At 70.1% G+C, this 21,428-nt stretch carries 22 protein-coding genes and 2 rRNA genes; 14 read left to right on the top strand and 10 right to left on the bottom strand.

Annotated elements, in window-relative coordinates; all coding sequences use genetic code 11:
- Positions 1-23: 23 nt before the first annotated feature.
- Positions 24-800, top strand: coding sequence for a phosphate ABC transporter ATP-binding protein PstB (gene pstB / locus K377_RS23835; RefSeq protein WP_111665495.1), 777 nt, complete (start codon positions 24-26; stop codon positions 798-800).
- Between the two features lie 200 nt (positions 801-1,000).
- Here the strand turns inward: pstB and K377_RS23840 are convergent, their stop codons facing one another.
- Complete coding sequence (locus tag K377_RS23840; RefSeq protein WP_111665496.1) at positions 1,001-1,999, bottom strand: inorganic phosphate transporter; 999 nt, start codon at positions 1,997-1,999, stop codon at positions 1,001-1,003.
- Positions 2,000-2,008: 9 nt separating this feature from the next.
- Entirely contained in the window at positions 2,009-2,629 is a 621-nt protein-coding gene (locus tag K377_RS23845; protein WP_111665497.1) for a DUF47 domain-containing protein, read from the bottom strand.
- Positions 2,630-2,823: 194 nt separating this feature from the next.
- On the opposite strand from K377_RS23845, the gene K377_RS23850 reads away from it, so the two are divergent.
- On the top strand, positions 2,824-3,168 hold the full coding sequence (locus K377_RS23850) for a metal-sensitive transcriptional regulator (RefSeq protein ID WP_111665498.1): 345 nt from the start codon (positions 2,824-2,826) through the stop codon (positions 3,166-3,168).
- Between the two features lie 42 nt (positions 3,169-3,210).
- Here K377_RS23850 and K377_RS23855 read toward each other — a convergent pair whose 3' ends face one another.
- Both K377_RS23855 and K377_RS23860 read right to left on the bottom strand, forming a co-directional pair.
- Entirely contained in the window at positions 3,211-3,396 is a 186-nt protein-coding gene (locus K377_RS23855; RefSeq protein WP_111665499.1) for a hypothetical protein, read from the bottom strand.
- Positions 3,397-3,536: 140 nt separating this feature from the next.
- Entirely contained in the window at positions 3,537-4,421 is an 885-nt protein-coding gene (locus K377_RS23860) for a hypothetical protein (protein WP_375605947.1), read from the bottom strand.
- Between the two features lie 133 nt (positions 4,422-4,554).
- On the opposite strand from K377_RS23860, the gene K377_RS41755 reads away from it, so the two are divergent.
- Complete coding sequence (locus tag K377_RS41755) at positions 4,555-4,719, top strand: hypothetical protein (RefSeq protein ID WP_181512627.1); 165 nt, start codon at positions 4,555-4,557, stop codon at positions 4,717-4,719.
- Positions 4,720-4,808: 89 nt separating this feature from the next.
- The gene (locus K377_RS23865; RefSeq protein WP_202455308.1) at positions 4,809-6,398 is read left to right on the top strand and encodes an FAD-binding oxidoreductase; all 1,590 of its coding nucleotides are present in this window, start codon (positions 4,809-4,811) and stop codon (positions 6,396-6,398) included.
- Positions 6,399-6,403: 5 nt separating this feature from the next.
- Here K377_RS23865 and K377_RS23870 read toward each other — a convergent pair whose 3' ends face one another.
- Positions 6,404-7,126 (bottom strand): phosphatase PAP2 family protein, encoded by a 723-nt coding sequence (locus tag K377_RS23870; RefSeq protein WP_111665500.1) that lies wholly within the window; start codon positions 7,124-7,126, stop codon positions 6,404-6,406.
- A gap of 195 nt (positions 7,127-7,321) precedes the next feature.
- Positions 7,322-8,332 (bottom strand): bifunctional lytic transglycosylase/C40 family peptidase, encoded by a 1,011-nt coding sequence (locus tag K377_RS23875; RefSeq protein ID WP_111665557.1) that lies wholly within the window; start codon positions 8,330-8,332, stop codon positions 7,322-7,324.
- A 353-nt stretch (positions 8,333-8,685) separates the two neighbouring features.
- Here K377_RS23875 and K377_RS23880 point away from each other — a divergent pair, with 353 nt between their 5' ends.
- The 6 genes from K377_RS23880 to K377_RS42375 all read left to right on the top strand — a co-directional run bounded on the left by K377_RS23880 (position 8,686) and on the right by K377_RS42375 (position 15,911).
- On the top strand, positions 8,686-8,994 hold the full coding sequence (locus tag K377_RS23880; protein ID WP_111665501.1) for a hypothetical protein: 309 nt from the start codon (positions 8,686-8,688) through the stop codon (positions 8,992-8,994).
- 214 nt (positions 8,995-9,208) lie between these two features.
- Positions 9,209-10,027 carry a hypothetical protein gene (locus K377_RS23885; RefSeq protein ID WP_111665558.1) on the top strand — a complete coding sequence of 273 codons (819 nt, stop codon included), beginning with the start codon at positions 9,209-9,211 and terminating at the stop codon, positions 10,025-10,027.
- On the top strand, positions 10,017-11,372 hold the full coding sequence (locus tag K377_RS23890; protein ID WP_111665502.1) for a hypothetical protein: 1,356 nt from the start codon (positions 10,017-10,019) through the stop codon (positions 11,370-11,372). The genes K377_RS23885 and K377_RS23890 overlap by 11 nt, the downstream gene beginning before the upstream one ends.
- Positions 11,369-12,928 carry an SCO6880 family protein gene (locus tag K377_RS23895; protein WP_111665503.1) on the top strand — a complete coding sequence of 520 codons (1,560 nt, stop codon included), beginning with the start codon at positions 11,369-11,371 and terminating at the stop codon, positions 12,926-12,928. Before K377_RS23890 ends, K377_RS23895 begins: the two co-directional genes overlap by 4 nt.
- Positions 12,929-12,945: 17 nt before the next feature.
- Positions 12,946-14,361, top strand: a complete 1,416-nt coding sequence (locus tag K377_RS23900; protein ID WP_111665504.1) for an ATP-binding protein — start codon at positions 12,946-12,948, stop codon at positions 14,359-14,361.
- 2 nt (positions 14,362-14,363) lie between these two features.
- Entirely contained in the window at positions 14,364-15,911 is a 1,548-nt protein-coding gene (locus tag K377_RS42375) for a type IV secretory system conjugative DNA transfer family protein (protein ID WP_237551653.1), read from the top strand.
- Here the strand turns inward: K377_RS42375 and K377_RS23910 are convergent, their stop codons facing one another.
- Positions 15,912-16,577: a TetR/AcrR family transcriptional regulator gene (locus K377_RS23910; protein WP_111665506.1), complete on the bottom strand. Its 666-nt coding sequence runs from the start codon at positions 16,575-16,577 to the stop codon at positions 15,912-15,914.
- Positions 16,578-16,686: 109 nt separating this feature from the next.
- Between K377_RS23910 and K377_RS23915 the strand changes: the two genes are divergently transcribed.
- Both K377_RS23915 and K377_RS23920 read left to right on the top strand, forming a co-directional pair.
- A complete protein-coding gene (locus K377_RS23915) occupies positions 16,687-18,195 on the top strand; it encodes an MFS transporter (RefSeq protein WP_111665507.1) in 1,509 nt (502 codons plus the stop codon).
- Between the two features lie 26 nt (positions 18,196-18,221).
- Positions 18,222-18,824 (top strand): NADPH-dependent FMN reductase, encoded by a 603-nt coding sequence (locus K377_RS23920; protein WP_111665508.1) that lies wholly within the window; start codon positions 18,222-18,224, stop codon positions 18,822-18,824.
- On the opposite strand, the gene K377_RS23925 is transcribed toward K377_RS23920, so the two are convergent.
- Positions 18,821-19,366: a GNAT family N-acetyltransferase gene (locus K377_RS23925; protein ID WP_111665509.1), complete on the bottom strand. Its 546-nt coding sequence runs from the start codon at positions 19,364-19,366 to the stop codon at positions 18,821-18,823. The genes K377_RS23920 and K377_RS23925 overlap by 4 nt on opposite strands.
- Before the next feature lie 125 nt (positions 19,367-19,491).
- On the opposite strand from K377_RS23925, the gene K377_RS23930 reads away from it, so the two are divergent.
- On the top strand, positions 19,492-19,899 hold the full coding sequence (locus tag K377_RS23930; protein WP_111665559.1) for a YciI family protein: 408 nt from the start codon (positions 19,492-19,494) through the stop codon (positions 19,897-19,899).
- A gap of 20 nt (positions 19,900-19,919) precedes the next feature.
- Positions 19,920-21,059 carry an RNA polymerase sigma factor gene (locus K377_RS23935; protein WP_111665560.1) on the top strand — a complete coding sequence of 380 codons (1,140 nt, stop codon included), beginning with the start codon at positions 19,920-19,922 and terminating at the stop codon, positions 21,057-21,059.
- A gap of 47 nt (positions 21,060-21,106) precedes the next feature.
- Here the strand turns inward: K377_RS23935 and rrf are convergent.
- Positions 21,107-21,223: ribosomal RNA gene (gene rrf, locus K377_RS23940) — 5S ribosomal RNA — on the bottom strand.
- 89 nt (positions 21,224-21,312) lie between these two features.
- Positions 21,313-21,428 (bottom strand): 23S ribosomal RNA (locus K377_RS23945); the annotation flags it as partial.

The raw sequence follows: 21,428 nt of genomic DNA on the forward strand, positions 1-21,428 counted from the left end.
ACTCTCGGAAGCGAAGTAATCCCATGGCCAAGCGAATCGACGTAAGCGGTCTCACCGCCTACTACGGATCCCACAAGGCGATCGAAGACATCTCCATGACCGTCGAGCCCCGCTCGGTGACGGCCTTCATCGGCCCCTCCGGCTGCGGCAAGTCGACGTTCCTGCGCACCCTCAACCGGATGCACGAGGTCACCCCCGGTGGCCGCGTCGAGGGCAAGGTCCTCCTCGACGACGAGGACCTGTACGCCACCGCGGTCGACCCGGTCGCCGTGCGCCGCACCGTCGGCATGGTCTTCCAGCGCCCCAACCCCTTCCCCACGATGTCGATCTTCGACAACGTGGCGGCGGGCCTGAAGCTCAACGGTACGTACAAGAAGTCGGAGCTCGCCGAGGTCGTCGAGAAGTCCCTCAAGGGCGCCAACCTCTGGAACGAGGTCAAGGACCGCCTGAACAAGCCCGGCTCGGGCCTCTCCGGCGGCCAGCAGCAGCGGCTGTGCATCGCCCGCGCGATCGCGGTCGAGCCCCAGGTCCTGCTCATGGACGAGCCCTGCTCGGCCCTCGACCCGATCTCCACCCTCGCCATCGAGGACCTGATCGGCGAGCTGAAGGAGCGCTTCACGATCGTCATCGTGACGCACAACATGCAGCAGGCGGCCCGCGTCTCGGACCGCACCGCGTTCTTCAACCTCGCCGCGGTGGGCCAGCCCGGCAAGCTCATAGAGATCGACGAGACGGAGCGCATCTTCTCCAACCCGTCGGTCCAGGCCACCGAGGACTACATCTCGGGCCGCTTCGGCTGATCCCCACCCCCCGATCCCCTCGTGGCGCTGCATGGCGGTGCCGCCACGAGGACAGAGACAAGCCCCGTCCTCCGAAGGAGGGCGGGGCTTGTCTCCTGGGGGCGCGGGGAACTGCGCGACCAGCCACGACGAAAGCCGCGGACGCAACCACTCGTGAACCGAGCAGACGCGTCCGCGGCTTTGATAAAACCCGGCGGAACCTAACCGAAGGCCAGCCAGACAACCCCGTAAGAAGCGGCAGCGACTACGGCGGCGGCCGGCATCGTGATGAACCACCCGATGACGATGTTCTTGGCGACACCCCACCGCACGGCGTTCACCCGCTTCGTCGCCCCGACACCCATGATCGCCGAGGTGATGACATGCGTCGTCGAGATCGGCGCGTGGAACAGGAACGCCGAGCCGAACATGATCGAGGCACCGGTCGTCTCGGCGGCGAACCCCTGCGGCGGGTCCAGCTCGATGATCTTGCGGCCGAGGGTGCGCATGATGCGCCAGCCGCCCGCGTAGGTGCCGAGCGACAGCATCACGGCACAGACGATCTTGACCCAGACCGGGATCGGCTCGTCGTACGTCTCGTGGCCGCCGATGACCAGCGCCATGACCACGATGCCCATGGTCTTCTGCGCGTCCTGGAGACCGTGGCCGAGCGCCATGCCGGCCGCCGAGACGGTCTGCGCGATCCGGAAACCGCGCTTGGCCTTGTGCGGGTTGGAGCGCCGGAAGAGCCACATGATGGCGGTCATCACCAGGTAACCGACGACGAGACCGATCACCGGCGAGGTGAACATCGGGATGACGATCTTCTCCCACACCCCGGACCAGTAGACGGTGGTCCCGCCCGCGAGAGCGGCACCCACCATTCCGCCGAACAGGGCGTGCGAGGACGACGAGGGCAGCCCGAAGTACCAGGTGATGAGGTTCCACACGATGGCACCGGCGAGGGCGGCGAACAGAATGCCCATGCCCTTGTCGCCGACGGGGGTCGCGATGATCCCCTCACTCACCGTCTTGGCGACACCGCTGCCGAGGAAGGCACCGGCGAGGTTCATCACCGCGGCCATGGCGAGTGCCGCACGGGGCGTCAGCGCACGGGTGGATACGGAAGTGGCGATGGCGTTCGCGGAGTCGTGAAAGCCGTTCGTGTACGTGAATCCGAGCGCGACGCCGATCGTCACGATCAGTGTGAAGGTGTCCATGAGCCGGCCTCAGGACTCCTTCACGGCGATGGTCTCCACCGTGTTGGCGACATGCTCGAACGCGTCGGCGGCTTCCTCCAGCACATCCACGATCTGCTTCAGCTTCAGCACCTCGATGGCGTCGTACTTGCCGTTGAAGAGCGTGGCCAGAAGCTTGCGGTGGATCTGGTCGGCCTGGTTCTCCAGACGGTTGACCTCGATCCAGTACTCGGTGAGGTTGTCCATCGTCCGCAGATTGGGCATGGCCTCGGCGGTCAGCTCGGCCGCCCGCGCCAGGACCTCGATCTGCTGCTCGACGCCCTTGGGCAGCTCCTCGACCTGGTAGAGGACGACGAGGTCGACGGCCTCCTCCATGAAGTCCATGATGTCGTCGAGGGACGACGCGAGGTTGTAGATGTCCTCGCGGTCGAAGGGCGTGATGAACGAGGAGTTCAGCTGGTGGAAGATCGCGTGGGTGGCGTCGTCACCGGCGTGTTCGGCTGCCCGCATCCGCTCCGCGATCTCGGCCCGGGCGGAGGAGTCCGCACCGAGCAGTTCCATCAGGAGCTTCGAGCCCGTGACGATGTTGTCCGCGGATGCGGCGAACATGTCGTAGAAGCTCGTCTCCCTGGGGGTCAGACGAAAGCGCACGTGGGGTCCTCGGGGTGTGCTGGATTCGGTCGCTGGATTCGGTCAGGCTGATGCTAGGCGCATCATCCGGCCACGGCTAACCGGCGTTCCCCCAGTGTCGCCCATCAGGCACAGTGATCAGCACGGGGTGTGGCACATCGAGTACCCTATACCCACCGGGGGTATACGAGCATGACAACGGGAGGTCGGACACGATGACCACGGACGCCACAGAAGCAGAGCCCACGGCCGAGATCGTGACCGACCACGACCGCGGCATCCACGGCTACCACCACCAGAAGGCCGAGCACCTCAAGCGCCTGCGCCGGATCGAGGGCCAGATCCGCGGGCTGCAGCGCATGGTGGACGAGGACGTCTACTGCATCGACATACTCACCCAGGTCTCGGCCTCCACGAAGGCTCTGCAGTCCTTCGCGCTCCAGCTCCTGGAGGAGCATCTGCGCCACTGTGTGGCGGACGCCGCACTCAAGGGCGGTGACGAGATCGACGCCAAGGTCGAGGAGGCCACGAAGGCGATCGCGCGACTGCTGCGCACCTGAGAGCCCGCGAGGCGGGCGACGACCCTGTGGCCGCCGCCCGCGTCAGTGCAGGTCGTCCGGGCTTTCGGGCAACGCCTCGGCGACCCGCAGCACCTCGTCGATCCGGTCCGCGCTGAGCCGTCCCTCGGCGACGGCGGAGGCCGCGATGATCAGCTCTCCACAGAGCTCGATCTCGGCGAGGGCGACGTAGTCCTGAACAGCCGTACCGCCCACCGGAGCCACGTCCATCACCCCTTCCGCGGTTGCCGACTCATGGAGTCGGCTTCCTAGAGTAGGCAGCCGTTCACGCCCGGCGCATGGCACGGAAGAACCATTTCCGCTCCCCCGGAGGACCCCCGGGCGGACCCCGGGAACACCCGCCGTGCGCACTACCGCTCGGCGACCTTCCCCGCGAAGATGTCCTTCTTGTCCGGAAGCTCGACCTTCGCGGGCTTCCCGAACCCGTAGAGCAGCGTCGTCGAGGCGACGTCCACGTCCTTCTTCGGCTGCCCGGCCGCCTGCTGCTCCGCGAAGCTGAAGCGGTGCGTGATCTTCCGGATCAGTCCCTCGTCGTCCAGGTACACGTCGAAGGGCACCGGCGAACTGCCGAACCCTTTCACCGCGGCGGCCAGCGCCTTCCGGTTCCCCGCGGACGCGGCCTTCGCGGCGGCGGCCAGATCGATCCGCCCCTTGTAGTGCCGGGTCGGCACCCCGGCGACCTCGGCCTCTCCCGCGTACGTCACGTCCCGCGCGCCGCGCAGCAGTTCGGCGGCGGTCAGCGGATCGGTGGCGCCGCCGGTGACGAGGTTGCCGTCGTTGAGGGACGCGGTGTCGAGGCGGACCCACTTGTCGGCGGGCACGCCCGCGCCCCGGTTCTTCATGTAGAGGGCGCCGGGCGCGAGGAGTTCGGTGATGGGCCGGTGCTCCTGGGCACCGGCCGCGTCCTGCGGCAGCCGCACCTGGAGCTGCCCGAGCCCGGCCCGGTAGTCGTAGACACCCTCGCCCCGGATGGTGACCCGGGTGCCGCCGCTGGCCATCTGCATCGACGTCCGCGCCCGCGAACTGCCCTCACGGACCAGCCGGTCCGGGGCGTCCCGCACGGCCTTGGCCGGATCGCTCCCGCGCTCTCCCGCGCTGGCGCCGCCACCGCACCCCGCCGCACCCGCCACGACGCCCGCCACGGCGACGGCGACCGCCGCGGCTCTGCGCGCCGACCTCACCGGCCCCATCGGGCCCGTCGATCCCGCCGAACTCCCGTCCTGCTGCACCACCATCGCTTGCCTACCCCCAAGCCTGTTCGTGGGTCGTGCGGCCCCTCTGTCGTTCCGGTTAACGACGAGTAGGGTCACCCGTCACGCGAACGGGGGGTTTACAGAAGGGTTCACACAACCCCGCTACCGTGGCGCCGTGGACGGGCGACAGCAGGACCAGCGGCAGACGGACCACGCCACGACGGTCGTGGAGCAGGGCAGATTCTGTCTCGCCCGCTGTTCCTGCGGCTGGCGCGGACCGGCCAGAAGGGCCCGCAGCAGGGCCCGTACGGACGCGCAGGAACACCTCGACCCGGCCTGACGCCGCCTGACGTGCCCCACGGGGTACAAGGAACCCACGGCTCCCGGTTCACGTCTCGTATCCCGGGGGCTACGGGAGGCGGAACGGGCATGGGCAGCATCGGCATCGAACGGCGTACGTTCATAGCGGCGTCGGCGGCACTGACGGCGACGGCGGTCGCGGCGTGCTCGTCGTCGGCGGGCGGTCCCCCGGCGGCATCGGACTCCTCACCCCGCTCTCCCTCCTCGCCCCTGCGCTCCACCAGCGCCTCGGCCCAGGTGAAGGCCGCGGCGAACCTGGACGCGCTCGCCAAGGACCTCGACGGCTCCCTGGTCCGTCCCGGCCAGGCGCAGTGGGCGGCGGCGCGCCAGCTGTACAACACCCGCTTCGACGGCCTGAAACCGACGGCGGTCGCCTATGTCGCGGGCCCCGACGACCTCCGTACGACGCTGGCGTACGCCCGGGCGCACAAGGTCCCGGTGGCGATACGCAACGGCGGGCACAGTTACGCGGGCTGGTCCTCCGGCGACGGCCGGCTGATCCTCGACGTGTCCCGCATGAAGTCGGTCCGCGCCTCGGGCGGCGAGGCGGTGATCGGCGCCGGTGCGAAACTCATCGACGTCTACCGGGCGCTGGCCGCCAAGGGCGTCACGATCCCGGCGGGCTCCTGCCCCACGGTCGGCGTCTCGGGCCTGACGCTCGGCGGCGGCCACGGCGTCGTCTCCCGGGCCTACGGCCTGACCTGCGACAGCCTCACCGGCGCCACCCTGATCACGGCGGACGGCAAGGAACTGACCGCCGACGCCCGTACCAACAAAGACCTGTTCTGGGCGCTGCGCGGGGCGGGCAACGGCCAGTTCGGCGTCGTCACCGAGCTCCGCTTCAAGACCCACCCGGCGCCGCAGGCCGTCTCCGCGTACATGTCCTGGCCCTGGTCGAAGGCGGCCACGGTCCTCAAGGCGTGGCAGAAGTGGGGCCCCGACCAGCCGGACGAGATCTGGTCGTCCCTGCACGTGGCGAACGCGGCGGGCGGCACGCCCACCGTCTCCGTCTCCGCGTTCTCCCTCGGCACGTACACCGAGCTGCAGAATGCCGTGGACCGCCTCGCCGACGGCCCCGGCGGTCCGGGCTCGGCCTCCTCGGTCTCCCTCAAGCGGCACTCCTACGAGGAGGCCATGGAGATCTACGCAGGCTGCTCCGGCTTCTCCTCCGACGCCCAGTGCCATCTGCCGGGCGCCACCCCCGGCCGCTCCGCGCAGGGCGCGCTCCAGCGCGAGACGTACGCGGCGCACTCGGACTTCTTCGACCGGAACCTGTCGGACGCGGGCGTCCGTACACTCCTGCGCCAGCTGTCATCGGTCTCGTCGGGCGCGGGATCGGTCGCCCTCACGGCGCTCGGCGGCGCGGTCAACCGGGTGGACCCGACGGCGACGGCGTTCGTCCACCGCCGCTCGCGGATGCTCGCGCAGTACATCGTGAGCTGGCGCGCGGGCACGTCCGGCACGAGCGCCCGCGACTGGCTGAACAGAGCACACACCGCGATGCGCCCGTACGCGTCCGGCGCGGCCTACCAGAACTACACGGACCCGACCCTGACGGACTGGAAGAAGGCCTACTACGGCGACGCGGCCACGCGCCTGGCCAAGCTGAAGAAGCAGTACGACCCGACGGGCTTCTTCACGTTCCCGCAGGCGCTGTAGGCCGCCTAAGCGGCGAGATCCCGCTCCTCCGGGTCCTCCGAGGCCCCCCGGGCCCCCGGGATCTCCAGAGCGGCCGGCGCGGCCCCCGGCGCCCAGACGAGCCGGGAGAGCCGCCCGGTCCGCCCGACGACCCGGGCCAGCGGAGTGATCAGCGCCGACGCGAGCGGCGAGAGCAGCAGGGCGACAGCCGTACCGAGCGCGAACCCGCCGACGACGTCCGTCGGATAGTGCACGCCCATGAAGACCCGGCAGAACCCTTCGAGAACGGCCAGCCCGATCGCGGCGAACCCGAGTCTGCGATGAGCGACGAACAGCGCCGCACCCATGGCCATGGCCAGCGTGGCGTGGTCGCTCACGAACGAGAAGTCGGTCTTGCCGTCCACCAGCACGGTGAGCCCGTCATGGTCCTTGAACGGCCGAGGCCGCTCGACGAACCCGCGGATCGGCACGTTCACCAGCACGGCGACGGCGGCGGCCAGCGGCGCCCACACGACGGCGGCGACCGAGGAGGCGGCGTCGTCGAGCGTGTCCCGCTTGCGCGCCCCCCACCAGGTCCAGAGCACGACGAGGACGAGCCCGAGCAGAATCCCGTACTCGCCGACGAACTCCATCGTGCGGTCGAACCAGCCCGGCGCGTCCGCGGCCAGGCCGTTGATGTCGTAGAGCAGCGTGACGTCAGGGTTCGACCCGGAAGTCTCGAGTGCTGCGAGTGCCTCGAGTCCAGCCATAGCTCAGCGGCCCCTTCATCATCTGCGTGCTACCCGGTGTCGGCCACCCCCGTGGACTTCATTCGGTTCAGAAAGAGGAACGCACACCCTCACTCACTACGTTCCACATTCCACCGAATGATCACGCAGACGTTATCGAAGAGAGACACGAACCCGCAGCTCAGAGCCTGGGGTTAACGGAGAGTTCCGGCCACGTCACACTTCCGGCGACGCACTGGGCACCGCTTTCGCGCCATCCTCGGTTACCCGTGTCGCACCGAAGTAATCAGGCGTGTCGACGGGATCGAACCGGATCACGGCACCCGGCCGCGGCGCGTCGATCATGTACCCGCCCCCGACATAGATCCCGACGTGCCGGATGGCACGGCTGTTGGTGAGGTCGTCCGAGAAGAAGACCAGGTCACCGGGGAGCAGCTCGCTGCGCTTGGGATGCGGCCCGGCGTTGTACTGGTCGTTGGCGACGCGCGGCAGCCGGATCCCCACGGTGTCGTACGCGGCCCGGGTGAGCCCCGAGCAGTCGAACCGCCCGCCCTGGTCCGCCGTCCCGTTCCCGCCCCACAGGTACTCCGTGCCGAGCTTCTTCTGCGCGTACGTGATGGCGGCCGCGGCCTGCTGCGAGGGCTGCACCCGCCCGACGGGCCGGGCGAAGCTCTGCTCCAGGGTCGTGATGGTCTTCACGTAGTTCTGGGTCTCGCTGTAGGGCGGCACGCCCTTGTACTTGATGACGGCGTAGGCGCCGGCGTTGTACGAGGCGAGCATGTTCTTCGTGACGTCGCCGGGCACGTCCTTCACGTACGAGGCCAGCTTGCAGTCGTAGGAGGCGGCGGACGGGATGGCGTCGTTCGGGTCCCAGATGTCCTTGTCGCCGTCCCCGTCCCCGTCGACCCCGTGGGCGGCCCAGGTGCCCTCGATGAACTGCGCGATGCCGTACGCCTTGGCCGGCGACTTGGCGTTCGGGTTGAACCCGCTCTCCTGGTAGAGCTGGGCCGCGAGCAGCGCCGGATTGATGGCGGGGCAGAGATTGCCCCACTTCTGGACCAGCGACTGGTAGGCGGCCGGAACGGCGCCCTTGGCGAGCCCGACGGCGCCCTGCCCGACCCCGTTCGTGAGGTTTCCGGCCACCATGTACGTCCCCACGACGAGCAGGGTCACGAACCCGGTCCCTCCGGCGACCCCCGCACCCGCGACGATCCACGCCTTACGCACCGTCAACCGCCCTTCGCCGCACGGGAGTCCACCGAGGCCACAGTGTAGGCGGGGAGCCTTCCCCGGCACCGGTCCCCGCGAACCGGTGGTGCGTCACACCCGCCCGCCCCCGACGCCATGCGCTCGTTGCTCCACGTAATCACACGTGATACATAGAGTAACCGTACGTTTCTTCGTATACGGATCCGTCCCACCGGCATCCCGCGCACCACAAGAAACGTAGAAATGTAGAAACTCGGCCAACGAATGGCGCCAAGTCGGCAGGCATGCGCGCGGTTCTGAGGAAGAATGGGTCTGACCTCTGCGCTGGGGCGGAGGCGACAGAACTACCCACTTGGGGCGGTGAGTTACACATGCTGCTGGCAGCCGAAAAAGGCGACATCACGACCATCATCGGCGGGATCGCCCCCGACTGGGGCCCGTTCGGGAGCCTGGGCAACGAGGCACGCGTGATGGTCGAGGTGGTGATGGCCGTGGCCATCCTCCTCTGCCTCGGGATCGCGATCTGGGGCGCGGCCAAACAACGGATCGGGGCGACGGCACTGCGCGACACCTTCAGCGCGGAGCAGGGCAAGGGCCTGATCATCGCCGGGCTGACCGGGGTCTTCATCATCGGGTCGCTCGGCACCCTTTTCACGATCGTGTACGGCATGGCCGTCTAGCCCGGCTCACGTCTCGTCAGTTTCGGGCCGACCGTGTTCGGTTACCTCTTCTTCACCCCTGTCCCACTTGTCCCGTCGTGCCCACCGACTGAGGTTGCGTCCCCCTGATGCCGAGTCACCACACCCCGCCCGCGCGGGAACCAGCACAGCTACCGTCGTACGTGGCGCTGGCGTATGCGGCGGTTCAGCACAAGGTTGAGGGGGCGTGCCCGCGATGAGTCTCGACGGCCGGCAAGGGGACGACGACCTCTACGGCGGCACCGGCCAGACCCGGACGCGGCTCCCGGAGGGGCCCGACGGGTACGGGGGCGGGCGCAGACCGGGCCGTTCCTCGTCCCGGTCGCTGGTCACCGTGGTGGGCGTCGTGGTGCTGCTCATCGCGGCCATCGCCTTCGCCAACCGGGGCGGCGACGACGACTCGTCCTCGGGCTCGAAGGGCACCTCCGCCTCCGGCGCGGGCTCCTCCCCCACGTCCCCGACCGGCACGAAGCCGGTGGGCACGGGGTTCGCCCATGACGAGCAGGGGGCGCAGTCGGCTGCGGCGAATTATGCGGTGCAGCTCGGCTCCGCCGACATGTTCGACAAGGCCAAGCGGGACCGGATCGTCGACGCCGTCTACACCGCGGCGGCCGCCAACGCCCGCCGCGCCGATCTCGACAAGGTCTACTCCAGCGAGCGCTTCCTGACAGGCATCGGCCTCAACAAGGACGGGTCGGCACCCACCGGCACGACGTTCGTCTCACGCATCATCCCCGTGGGCACCAAGACCACCGCCTATCAGGACACGACGGCGACCGTCTCGATCTGGTACTCGTCCCTGTTCGGCCTGGCCGGTGAGAGCACCACGAATCCGGTCTCCGAGAGCTGGTACACCAACAGCTACAAGCTGCACTGGGTGAACGGCGACTGGAAGGTCGAGGACTTCACGCAGAAGGACGGGCCCGTCCCCGTGGGCCGCGACCAGCGGGCCTCCACGGCCGACGACATGGCCAAGGCCGTGGAGGAGTACGGAGGGTTCACCTATGCCCGCTAGCAGCCGCCGCCGCACCCTCACGCTCGCCGGGGCGATCACGGTCGTCCAGACCGGGGCGATCCTGCTGGCGACGCATGCCGTCGCCGCGCCGGATCCCGACAACGACCCCTGCGACCTCATCCGAGGACCCGCCAAGAACTACTGCGAACGAGGCGGCAGCGGATCCGGGTCGAGCGGCGGCGACTCCCCTCTCGACACCACCTCCAACCCCCTGGACCCCCTCTCCAGCCTCGCCAAGGGCTGCGCCGACGCCGCCTCCTGGACCGTCGACAAGCTCAGTGAAGCCGTGCAGAAGACGGCGCAGGTGGACTTCACCAACGAGAAGTTCCTCCAGCAGTACGCCGTCGTGTTCGCCGCCTCGACCATCCTGACTCTCGTCCTGTGGCTGATGGCCGTCGCCAAGCGCGCCGTGCGCGGTGTCCCCCTGAGCACGGCGCTGTCGGAGGCGGTCGGCTTCCTCTGGCTGACGGTGCTGGCGTCCGCGTTCACCCCGCTGATCCTCTACACGGTCGTCTCCGCGACGGACGGCGTGACGGACGTGCTGGCGAAGGCGACGGGCAATCAGACGGACGCGTTCTTCGGCACGTTCTCCGAGGCGCTGAAGAAGGGCGACGACATCGGCGGCGGCCCGATCATGCTGATCGTGGTGTCGCTGGTCTCCATCGTCGCGGCCGGCGTGCTCTACCTGGAGCTGTACCTGCGCGCCGTCCTGCTCTACGTGGGCGCGCTGCTCGGCGTCGTCGTGTACTCGGGACTCGTCGACAAGAACCTGTGGGGCCACGTCCGCCGCTGGGTCGGCATCATGGTCGCCGTCATCCTGGTGAAACCGGTGATCGTGATCGTCCTCGGCCTGGCCGGAGCGCTGTCCACCACCGCCGGCGGCCCGGACTCGCTCGCCGCGGTGGTCTCCGGCCTCGCCATCATCCTGCTCGCCATCTTCGCCAGCGGCATGATCTACCGCTTCGTCCCCGGCTTCGGCGACGAGATGGCCAACGTCCGCAAGAACCGGATCATGCAGGGCGCGGAGGGCAAGGCGGCCGCCGCCTTCACCTCGCCCGCCGCACTCGTCTCCCAGGGCATCAAGACCCACAGCGCCCGTCAGGACGGCGGCGGCGGTGGCGGCGCGAGCCAGGCCCGTCCCGCCAACCCCGTGTCCGGCGGGGTGGCCGCGCACAGCTCGCGGCAGGGCGCGGCAGGGGGCGGCGGCGGAACTGTCCCCTCCGCCGCACCCCCGCCGCGCACCAGTCCCACGAACACCCCGCACGCCGGCAACCGCGGGAGCAACACCGGCACGACCGGCTCCACCAGTGACAACGGCAATCGGCAAGGAGGTGCAGGGCGTTGACGACCCAGTCCCACGTGTCCCCTCCGGTCACGCCCCGCCGTACATATCTGATCGGCCGCGCGCGGCCGAACGCGATCGTCGGCAGGAACCGCGAGTCGGGAGAGCTCTTCCTGATCATCGCGGGTGCCTTCCTCGGCATGATGTGCGGGCTGCTCGTCCCCGTTCTGTCCCTGCGCATCGTGCTGCTCATGGGTTTCCCGCTGCTCGCCCTGGCGGCGGTCTACGTCCCGTACAGGCACCGCACCTTCTACAAGTGGTTCGAGATCAACCGCAGTTACAGGCGGCAGCTGAAGCGCGGCTCCGCCTACCGCTCGGGGGCCACCGAGGCCGGCGTCCGGCTCGACGGGCGCGAGGTCGAGATCGGGCCGCCGCCCGGCATCGGCCGGCTGACCTGGCTCGCGGCGCCGTTCGGCCCCGACGAGATCGCCGTCCTGCTGCACGCGGACCGGCGCACGGTGACGGCGGCGATCGAGATCGAGGGCCCCGGCGTCGGCCTGCGCGACTCCGAGGACCAGGAAGCCCTCGTCGACCGCTTCGGCACCCTGCTCAAGCACGTGGCGAACGGCGACGGCTTCGTCACCCGCCTCCAGATGCTCGCCCGGACCCTGCCCGCCGACCCGGACGCGCACGCCAAGGACGTCGCCATCCGCGGTGACGAGCGCGCGCTGGGCTGGCTCCAGGAGTCGTACGACCAGTTGCAGTCCATGGTGTCGACCAGCAGCGAGCAGCACCGCGCGTACCTGGTGGCCTGCATGCACTACACGCGCGAGCTGGCCGCCGAGGCCAACGCGATGGCGCGCGCCTCACGCCCGAAGTCCGGCCGGAAGATCGACCGGGACGCCGGGCTCGCCGTCGTCATGGCGCGCGAGCTGACCGACATCTGCTCCCGGCTCCAGGAAGCCGACATCCGCGTACGCCAGCCGCTGGGCCAGGGCCGGCTCGCCTCCCTCGTGCACTCCATGTACGACCCGGACCACCCCATCGACCACATCCAGGCGATGACGAAGCGCAACACGTGGCCGGCCGAGCTGGACGCGATGGAGCCCACCTACCTTCAGGCCAAGACCCGCGAGTCCTCCACCCGCGCGCCCTGGTGCCACGCCACGGCCTGGGTGAAGGAGTGGCCGATGACGCCGGTCGGCGTCAACTTCCTGGCCCCGCTCCTGGTCCACACGCCGGACGTCATCCGCACGGTCGCCGTCACCATGGACCTCGAACCCACCGAGGTCGCCATCGAGCGGATGCTGACCGAGAAGACGAACGACGACGCGGAGGCGTCCCGCGCCGCGAAGATGAACCGGACCGTCGACCCGCGCGACATCGCCGCCCACGGCCGCCTCGACCAGCGCGGCGAGGACCTGGCGAGCGGCGCGGCGGGCGTCAACCTCGTCGGCTACATCACGGTCTCCTCCCGCAACCCCGACGCCCTCGCCCGCGACAAGCGCACCATCCGCGCCTCGGCCGGAAAGTCGTATCTGAAGCTGGAGTGGTGCGACCGTGAGCACCACCGGGCGTTCGTGAACACCTTGCCGTTCGCCACCGGCATCCGACGGTAGAGAGGGAGAGCGCGCTGATGCGGGATCCGTTGTCGATGCTCACGGACGCCTTCACCTCCTTCCTGTTCGGGAAGGTGGAGACGACCCGGCTGCCCGTGCGGACGTCGACGGGCCAGGCCCAGGCGGTCTATCTGCCGACGGCCGCGCCCGGACTCGGCGACTCGGGCGTGATCATCGGGCGTGAGGTGTACTCCGGCAAGGGGTACATCTACGACCCGTTCCAGCTGTACGGGCAGCAGCTTCCGGCCCCGCACTGGCTGGTCCTGGGCGAGTCCGGTAACGGCAAGTCGGCGCTGGAGAAGACCTACGTCCTGCGGCAGCTGAGGTTCCGCGACCGCCAGGTCGTGGTCCTCGACGCGCAGGGCGAGGACGGCGTCGGCGAATGGAACCTCATCGCGCAGGAGCTGGGGATAACTCCCATCCGGCTCGACCCGACGGCGGCCCTGGACATGGGCATCCGCCTCAACCCGCTCGACCCCGCGATCACGACGACGGGCCAGCTCGCGCTGCTCCGCACGATCATCGAGGTCGCGATGGGCCACGGCCTGGACGAGCGCTCCGGCTTCGCCCTGAAGGTCGCGCACGCCTACGTCAACGAGACGATCGTCGAGCGCCAGCCCGTCCTGACCGACATCGTCGAGCAGCTGCGCCATCCGGAACCCGAGTCGGCGGAGGCGATGAACGTCGCCATAGACGACGTACGCGCCTGGGGCCTCGACGTCGCGCTGGTCCTGGACCGCCTGGTCGACGGTGACCTTCGGGGCATGTTCGACGGCCCGACGACGGTGGGCATCGACCTGGACGCCCCCCTCATCGTCTTCGACCTGTCCCACATCGACCGCAACTCCATCGCGATGCCGATCCTGATGGCGATCGTCGGCGTCTGGCTGGAGCACACCTGGATCCGCCCCGACCGCAAGAAGCGCATCTTCCTGGTGGAAGAGGCGTGGCACATCATCAACAGCCCGTTCGTCGCCCAGCTCTTCCAGCGTCTGCTGAAGTTCGGCCGACGGCTCGGCCTGTCCTTCGTGGCGGTCGTCCACCACTTGTCCGACGTGGTCGACGGCGCGGCGGCGAAGGAGGCGGCGGCGATCCTGAAGATGGCCTCGACCAGAACGATCTACGCGCAGAAGGCGGACGAGGCCCGCTCGACGGGCAGAGTCCTCGGCCTGCCGCGCTGGGCGGTGGAGATCATCCCCACGCTCACCCCCGGCATCGCGGTCTGGGACGTGAACGGCAATGTCCAGGTGGTCAAACACCTGGTCACCGAGACCGAGCGCCCCCTGGTCTTCACGGACCGCGCGATGACCGAGTCCTCCGACGACCACCTGGGCGACGACGCGATGCGCGCCGCCGAACTGGAGGCGGAGGAAAGAGCGGCGGCCTTCGTGGAACAGCGCCTGGGCGACACGTCCGAGTCCACGGTGGCGTGACGATGGCGCGCGACGACAGAGAGCGGGAGCGGGGCATCCCCGACGGCCTGCTGATCGGCGTACTGGCGTTCCTGCTGGGCATGACGATCCTGGTGTGGACGGCGACGGGCCTGGCGGGCCTGTTCGCCAAGGGCGCGTGGCCGGACGACGTGACGTTCGCCCACACCCCCCTGGCGATGCGCCACTTGATCGGCCAGCCGCACGACATCACGGGCGCCTGGCCGAACACCCCCGCGGCCCAGCTCTCGGGCTACGGCCTGTTCTGGGGCCTGTTCATCGGCCAGGTGATGATCCTCCTGGTCCTGACGGTCTTCACGGCAGGCACCTTGGCACGATGGCGAGCGGTCCGCCGCCGGGAACGCGAGGACGCCCTGCACGAGAAGCCCCGCAAGGGGCGCGGGGAACTGCGCGAGCACCCCGACGAGCCCGCACCCGCCCCCACCCCCCAGCCCACCCCCCTGGAATCACCGGGGGCGAAGCCCTCAGGGACGGGACGGGAAGGGGAGGAGGGGGCGACCCCGAAAACCCCAGCCACCCCCGAACCGGCACCCGCCCTCACACCCGAACCCGCCCCCGCCCCCGTCCCCACCCCCCTGGCAACCCCCCTCCCGCTCCCCCGGACCCCCCTCCACCTGGGCCCCCCGTCCCACCGCCACCCCCTGGCCATCGAAGCCGTACGAGAGGCAGCGGGCCCGGCTCTGGTGATCACGTCGTCCCCCACGGTCTGGCAGGAGACAAAAGACGCCCGAGCCAAACTGGGCCCGGTCCTCCTCTACGACCCCACCCACCTGTGCGACACCCCGGCCCGCCTCCACTGGAACCCGGCATCGGGCTGCGAGAACCGCACGACGGCGGCGGACCGGGCGATCGCCCTGCTGGCCCCGATAAGGCCGACGGCGAAACTCGACTCGGCCCTGGCCGAAACGGCCGACACCCTGCTGCGCAGCTATCTGCACGCGGCGGCGATCGAGGGCAAACCGTTCCGCCACGTCCACCGCTGGGCCCAGGGCAGCCAGGTCCAGGAAGCGGTACGCATCCTGCGGACCAACCCGAAGGCGACCTCGGGCACGGCGGGCGAACTGGAGGCGGCGCTCACGGCGCACCCGGAACGCCGCGACATGGCGCAGGAGTTGACGGCCCGCGCCCTGTCCTCCCTCTTCACCGTGCACATCCGCGACGCCTGCACCCCGAACCGAACTGATGCGCTGACGCTGGATTCCTTCATCGCCGAAGGGGGCACGCTCTATGTGGTGGGTGAACCCATCGAGGACCCCAAGGGAAATCCCGGAGCGATGCCCCTGCTGACGGCCCTCGCCTCAAGCGTGGTCGAGCACGGCCGCCGCATGGCCGAACGGTCACCTGCCGGCCGGCTCGACCCACCAATGACGCTCGTCCTGGACGACGTCGCGGCGGTGGCTCCCCTTCCCCAACTGCCGGAGCTGCTGACCACCGGAGCGGACCGGGGCCTGGAGACCCTGGCCCTGCTCCGGTCCCGTGAACAGGGCCGCACCCGCTGGCCGGACGCCGAACTCCCGCTGCCCCTGCCGTAATCAGCGCGAGCCGGCGTCCCCGGAGCCGGCGAAAAGCCGCAGGAAGACCCGCACCCCGCTCTCCACCCGCGCGTCGATCTCGTCCCCGCCCATCGGCACGGCCCCGAAGAACGTGTCGACGGTGACGGACCCGGCGATCAGCAGCGTGAAATACCGGGCGGCCTCACCGGAGTTGCCCTCGTCGACGGCCAGCAGCCCCTCCGCGCCCAGCCGCACGAACGCCTCCCGCACCGCCTCGCGCACGGCCAGCGGCCCGGTCCGCTGCCACGCGTCGACGACGTCGCCGGGCAGATGCGGCCCCTCGGCGACGACCTGCCGGACGAGCAGCATGTGGTCGGCGTGCTCGCCGCGCCGCCCCATCCACTCCCGCGCAAGGGCGCGAAGGTCCGCCTCGATGTCGGTGACCTTGCCCAAGTGCCGCTCGATCAGGGTGACATGGGCGGCGGTGACGGTGGCGGCGCTGTCGAGCAGGGTCTCGCGGAAGAGGTTCTCCTTGCCGCCGAAGTGGTTGTAGAGGGTGCGTGTGGAGACCCCGGCCTCGGCGGCGATCTCGTCGATGCCCGCCCGCGCGTACCCCTCGCGCCCGAACACGGTGCGCGCGCCGCGCAGCAGCGCCTGCCGCTTCTCGACCGTGCCCCTGCGCGCCCCTGCCACCTGCTCCGCCATGCTCCGCTCCTCCGCTCAACTCCCAGCCTAGGCCGTGCCGTACCTAGGGCCTGCGCCCTAGGTACAACGACCGTTGCACTAACTACAACTGCAGTTGTACTTTACCGGCATGGCAACCGAACCCCAGGTCCGGACGGCCCGCGAACCCGGCGGCAGCCGCCCCGCACCGACCCTCCTCGTCGTCCTCCTCGGCATGTTCACGCTCCCGATGGCGATGTCCGGCACGACGGTGGCGCTCCCGCGCATCGGCACCGCCCTGGACGCCTCCGGCGCCGCGCTGCAATGGGTCGTCGTCGGCTACTTCCTCGCCGCGTCCTCGTGCATGCTCGTCGCCGGCTCGCTCGGCGATCTCCACGGCCGCCGCCGCATCCTCACGGCGGGCGCCGCGCTCTACACGGCGGGCACCCTGGCCTCGGCGGGTGCCCAGCACATCCTGCTCCTGGACGCGGCCCGCATCCTGTCGGGCCTGGGCGCGGCCGGGGTGATGGCGAGCGGCGGTTCGCTCCTCGCGGCCACCTTCACCGGCCCGGCCCGCACCCGCGTCTTCGCCTCACTGGGCACCACGGCGGGCCTCGGCCTCGCCCTCGGCCCGACCTTCTCCGGCTGGCTGGTGGACGCCCTCGGCTGGCGCGCCACGTTCCTGTCGTACGCGGCGGTGGGCGCCGTCATCCTCTCCGGTTCGCGCCTGCTGGGCGAGTCCCGCGCCGAGGTGCGGCCGCGGGTCGACCGGGCGGGCGCGGCCACGTTCATCGCGGGCCTGGCCCTGGCCCTGTTCGCCGTCACCCAGGGCTCGAAGGCGGGCTGGACCTCCCCGTGGACGCTGCTCCCGGCGACGGCCGCCGCGGCCCTCCTCATCGCCTTCGTCCGGGTCGAACAGGGGCTGGCCCGCTCCGGCCGGGGCCGCCCGATCCTGGATCTGCGGCTGGCCCGGAACCCGGCCTTCGCCGGCTGGGCCGTCGGCTCCTTCGCGCTCGGCGCGGGCACCACGGGCGTCCTCACCTTCCTGCCGACGTACCTCCAGGGCGTGAACGGCACGACGGCCCGCGCCGCCGGCCTGACCCTGCTCCTGATGACGGCCCCGGTCCTGGCGCTGCCCCCGCTCGGCGCCCGCCTGGTCAACCGCGGTGTCCGGGCCCGCCATCTGCTGGTGCTCTCACTGCTGCTGATAGCGGCGGGCAACGCCTGGCTGACGACACTCCACCCCGGCATCCCCGTGCCCGCCCTCGCCGGCCCCCTGCTGACGATCGGCGCGGGTCAGGGCCTCTCCATCGGCATCATCGACGCCCAGGCGATGTCCCTGGTGGCCCCATCGGAGGTCGGCATGGCCTCCGGCTTCCTCAACACGATCCGCGGCGCCACGGGCGCCCTGACCCTGACAGTCTTCGGCGCCCTGCTCCTCACCGCAGAGCTCACCAGAGCCTGGCACCTGACCCTGTGGACGGTGACGGCCCTGATGACAGCCCTGGCCCTGCTCACCCATGTCCTCCTCGCCCCCACTGCTGCGGGCAGGCGTTCCGCAGGGGGTCCCCCCACGCCCTCAAGGCAGTGGGGGAGGAACGGGTGGGCACAGCCTCCAGCGCAGAGCACCCCTGACGCAACACCAACGACAACCCCCTAAGAACCTCATCCCAGGGAGCCAGAAAGATGACCGACCCCAGCACCCAGAACCACCCCCCACTCCGCGTAGCCGTGATCATCGGCTCGCTCCGAGACGGCCGCATCGCCCCGACGGTGGCCGACTGGTTCACGGCCCAGGCCACCGCACACGCCCCCACCACCCACTTCGACATCATCGACGTGGCGACCCTGAACCTCCCGGAGGTCCACCCGAACTGGGGCCACGAACGCACCCCGGAACAGGCCGACCTGGCCGCCCGCATCGAGAACGCCGACGCCTACGTGGTCATCACCCCCGAGTACAACCACAGCTTCCCGGCCCACCTGAAGCACCTGATCGACCTGCACTTCACGGAGTGGCGGGCCAAGCCCGTCGGCTTCGTCTCGTACGGAGGCGTGGCGGGCGGCCTGCGCGCGGTGGAACAACTCCGCCTGGTCTTCGCCGAGTTGCACTGCGTCACGGTCCGCGACAGCGTCAGCTTCCACAAGGTGAACCCCGACCACTTCGCCGCCGACGGCCCGGCCCACGACCCCGAGGGCGCCGCCGGCGCCGCGAAGGTCCTGCTCGACCAGCTGGACTGGTGGGCCCACGCCCTGCGCACGGCCCGCGCCGAACGCCCGTACCGCTAGACCTTGTCGAGCACCATCTCGTACTCGACCTCGGAAGGGTCGTCCGGCTTGGGGACGGCCCTTCCGGTGCGTACGAAGCCGAACTTCCGGTAGAAGCCCTCGGCCCGCGCGTTGTCCTGGTGGAAGTGGAGCCGCACCCGCCCGAGCCCCTCCAGCGAGTACGCCCACGCGCACGCCGCCGAGAACAGCTCGGAGGTCACCCGGCCGCCCCGGGCCTCGGGACGCACGTAGACGCCCACGATCTGCGCCTGCCGCTCCTCGATGGACCACCCGAAGATGTCATCGGTCCCGGCCTCCTCGACCAGCGCGACGACGGTCCCCAGCCACCGCCCGTCGTCCGCGACCGCGACGAACTGCCGGGCCGAAGTCCCGTGCGAGGCCCCGGCCGCCCGGTCGCGCCAGAAGGAGTCCGGCCTGCCGAGCGCCGTCTCGTACGTCTCCAGGAACGCGATCGGCGCCGCCTCGTCCTGCAGCGCCTCCAGCCGCAGTTCCTTCACGGCCGCCCATTCGTCGGCCCGCACCGCCCGCACCTCGAAGTCCATGCCCGCACTCTAGAGTCGCCGGACGGCCGCCCGAAAAGAATTTTCCGCGCCGATGTCGAGAACCCGCGACCGGCTCCGTCCCTGCTATGAACGCAAGCAACCGCACCGGCACCGAGGAGACCGTCATGGCGAAGTATCTGCTCCTGAAGCACTACCGGGGCGCCCCGGAACCCGTGAACTGCGCGCCCATGGACCAGTGGACGCCGGAGGAGGTCACGGCCCACATCCAGTACATGCAGGACTTCGCGGCCCGCCTGGAGAAGTCCGGCGAGTTCGTCGACGGCCAGGCCCTCGCCCCGGAGGGCACCTGGGTCCGCTACGACGGTGAGGGACGCCCGCCCGTCACCGACGGCCCGTTCGCCGAGACGAAGGACCTCATCGCCGGCTGGATGGTCATCGACGTCGACACGTACGAGCGTGCGGTCGAGCTGGCCGGAGAGCTGTCGGCGGCGCCGGGCGCGGGCGGCGAGCCGATCCACGAGTGGCTGGAGCTCCGCCCGTTCCTGCACGCCCCGCCCACCATCACGGAGTAGTCCCCTCTCCCATGGACCCGTTGGACGAGACACGGCTGCGCAGCCTCACTCCGGGCGTCCTGGCCGTCCTCGTCCGCCGCGGAGCAGATTTCGCGGCGGCCGAGGACGCGGTGCAGGACGCCCTGATGGAGGCGGTCCGCTCCTGGCCCACCGAGCCGCCCCGGGACCCCCGGGGCTGGCTGATCACCGTGGCCTGGCGCCGCTTCGTCGACGCCACCCGCGCGGACACCGCCCGGCGCCGCAGAGAGGACCGGGTCGAGGAGGAACCCCTCCCCGGCCCGGCCCCCACCACCGACGACACCCTCCAGCTCTACTTCCTGTGCGCGCACCCCTCCCTGACTCCCTCCTCGGCGGTCGCGCTCACCCTGCGCGCGGTCGGCGGCCTCACGACCCGCCAGATCGCCCGGGCCTACCTGGTCCCGGAGGCGACGATGGCGCAACGCATCAGCCGCGCCAAACGCACGGTCTCCGAGGTCCGTCTCGACAGGCCCGGCGATGTGGGGACGGTCCTGCGCACGCTGTACCTGGTCTTCAACGAGGGCTACTCCGGCGATGTGGACCTCGCCGCGGAGGCCATCCGCCTCACCCGCCAGCTCGCCTCCACGATCGACCACCCCGAGGTGGCGGGCCTGCTGGCCCTGATGCTCCTGCATCACGCCCGGCGCCCGGCCCGCACCACGACCGACGGCAGCCTGGTCCCGCTGGCGGACCAGGACCGCACCCGCTGGGACACATCGATGATCGCGGAGGGTATCGGCATCCTCCAGACAGCCCTCTCCCGTGACCGCCTCGGCGAATTCCAGGCCCAGGCAGCGATCGCGGCTCTGCACGCGGACGCGTTCACGGCCGAGGAGACGGACTGGGTCCAGATCGTCGAGTGGTACGACGAACTCGCCGCTCTCACCGATAGCCCGGTGGTCCGCCTCAACCGCGCTGTGGCGGTGGGCGAGGCCGACGGACCACAGGCCGGTCTGGCCGCACTGGCGGAGCTGGACGATTCGCTGCCCCGCCACACAGCGGTGGCGGCCTACTTCCACGAGCGCGCCGGCGACCGCACGACAGCCGCCCGCCTCTACGCGAAGGCCGCACAACAAGCCCCGACGCTCCCCGAACGCAACCACCTGACCCGCCAGGCGGCCCGCCTGAATTCCGCCCCGTAAACGCAGAAAGCCCCCGCGCCAATGGCACGGGGGCTTTCTCAAAATTTGTTCGGCGGCGTCCTACTCTCCCACAGGGTCCCCCCTGCAGTACCATCGGCGCTGTAAGGCTTAGCTTCCGGGTTCGGAATGTAACCGGGCGTTTCCCTCACGCTATGACCACCGAAACACTATGAAACTGTCAACCGGAGCCGTGACCAAAAGGCTACGACGGTTGTTCGTGGTTTCAGAACCAACACAGTGGACGCGAGCAACTGAGGACAAGCCCTCGGCCTATTAGTACCGGTCACCTCCACACCTCACGGTGCTTCCAGATCCGGCCTATCAACCCAGTCGTCTACTGGGAGCCTTAACCCCTCAAAGGGGGTGGGA

The sequence above is a fragment of the Streptomyces sp. PsTaAH-137 genome (assembly GCF_003259365.1).
GTDB lineage: Bacteria > Actinomycetota > Actinomycetes > Streptomycetales > Streptomycetaceae > Streptomyces.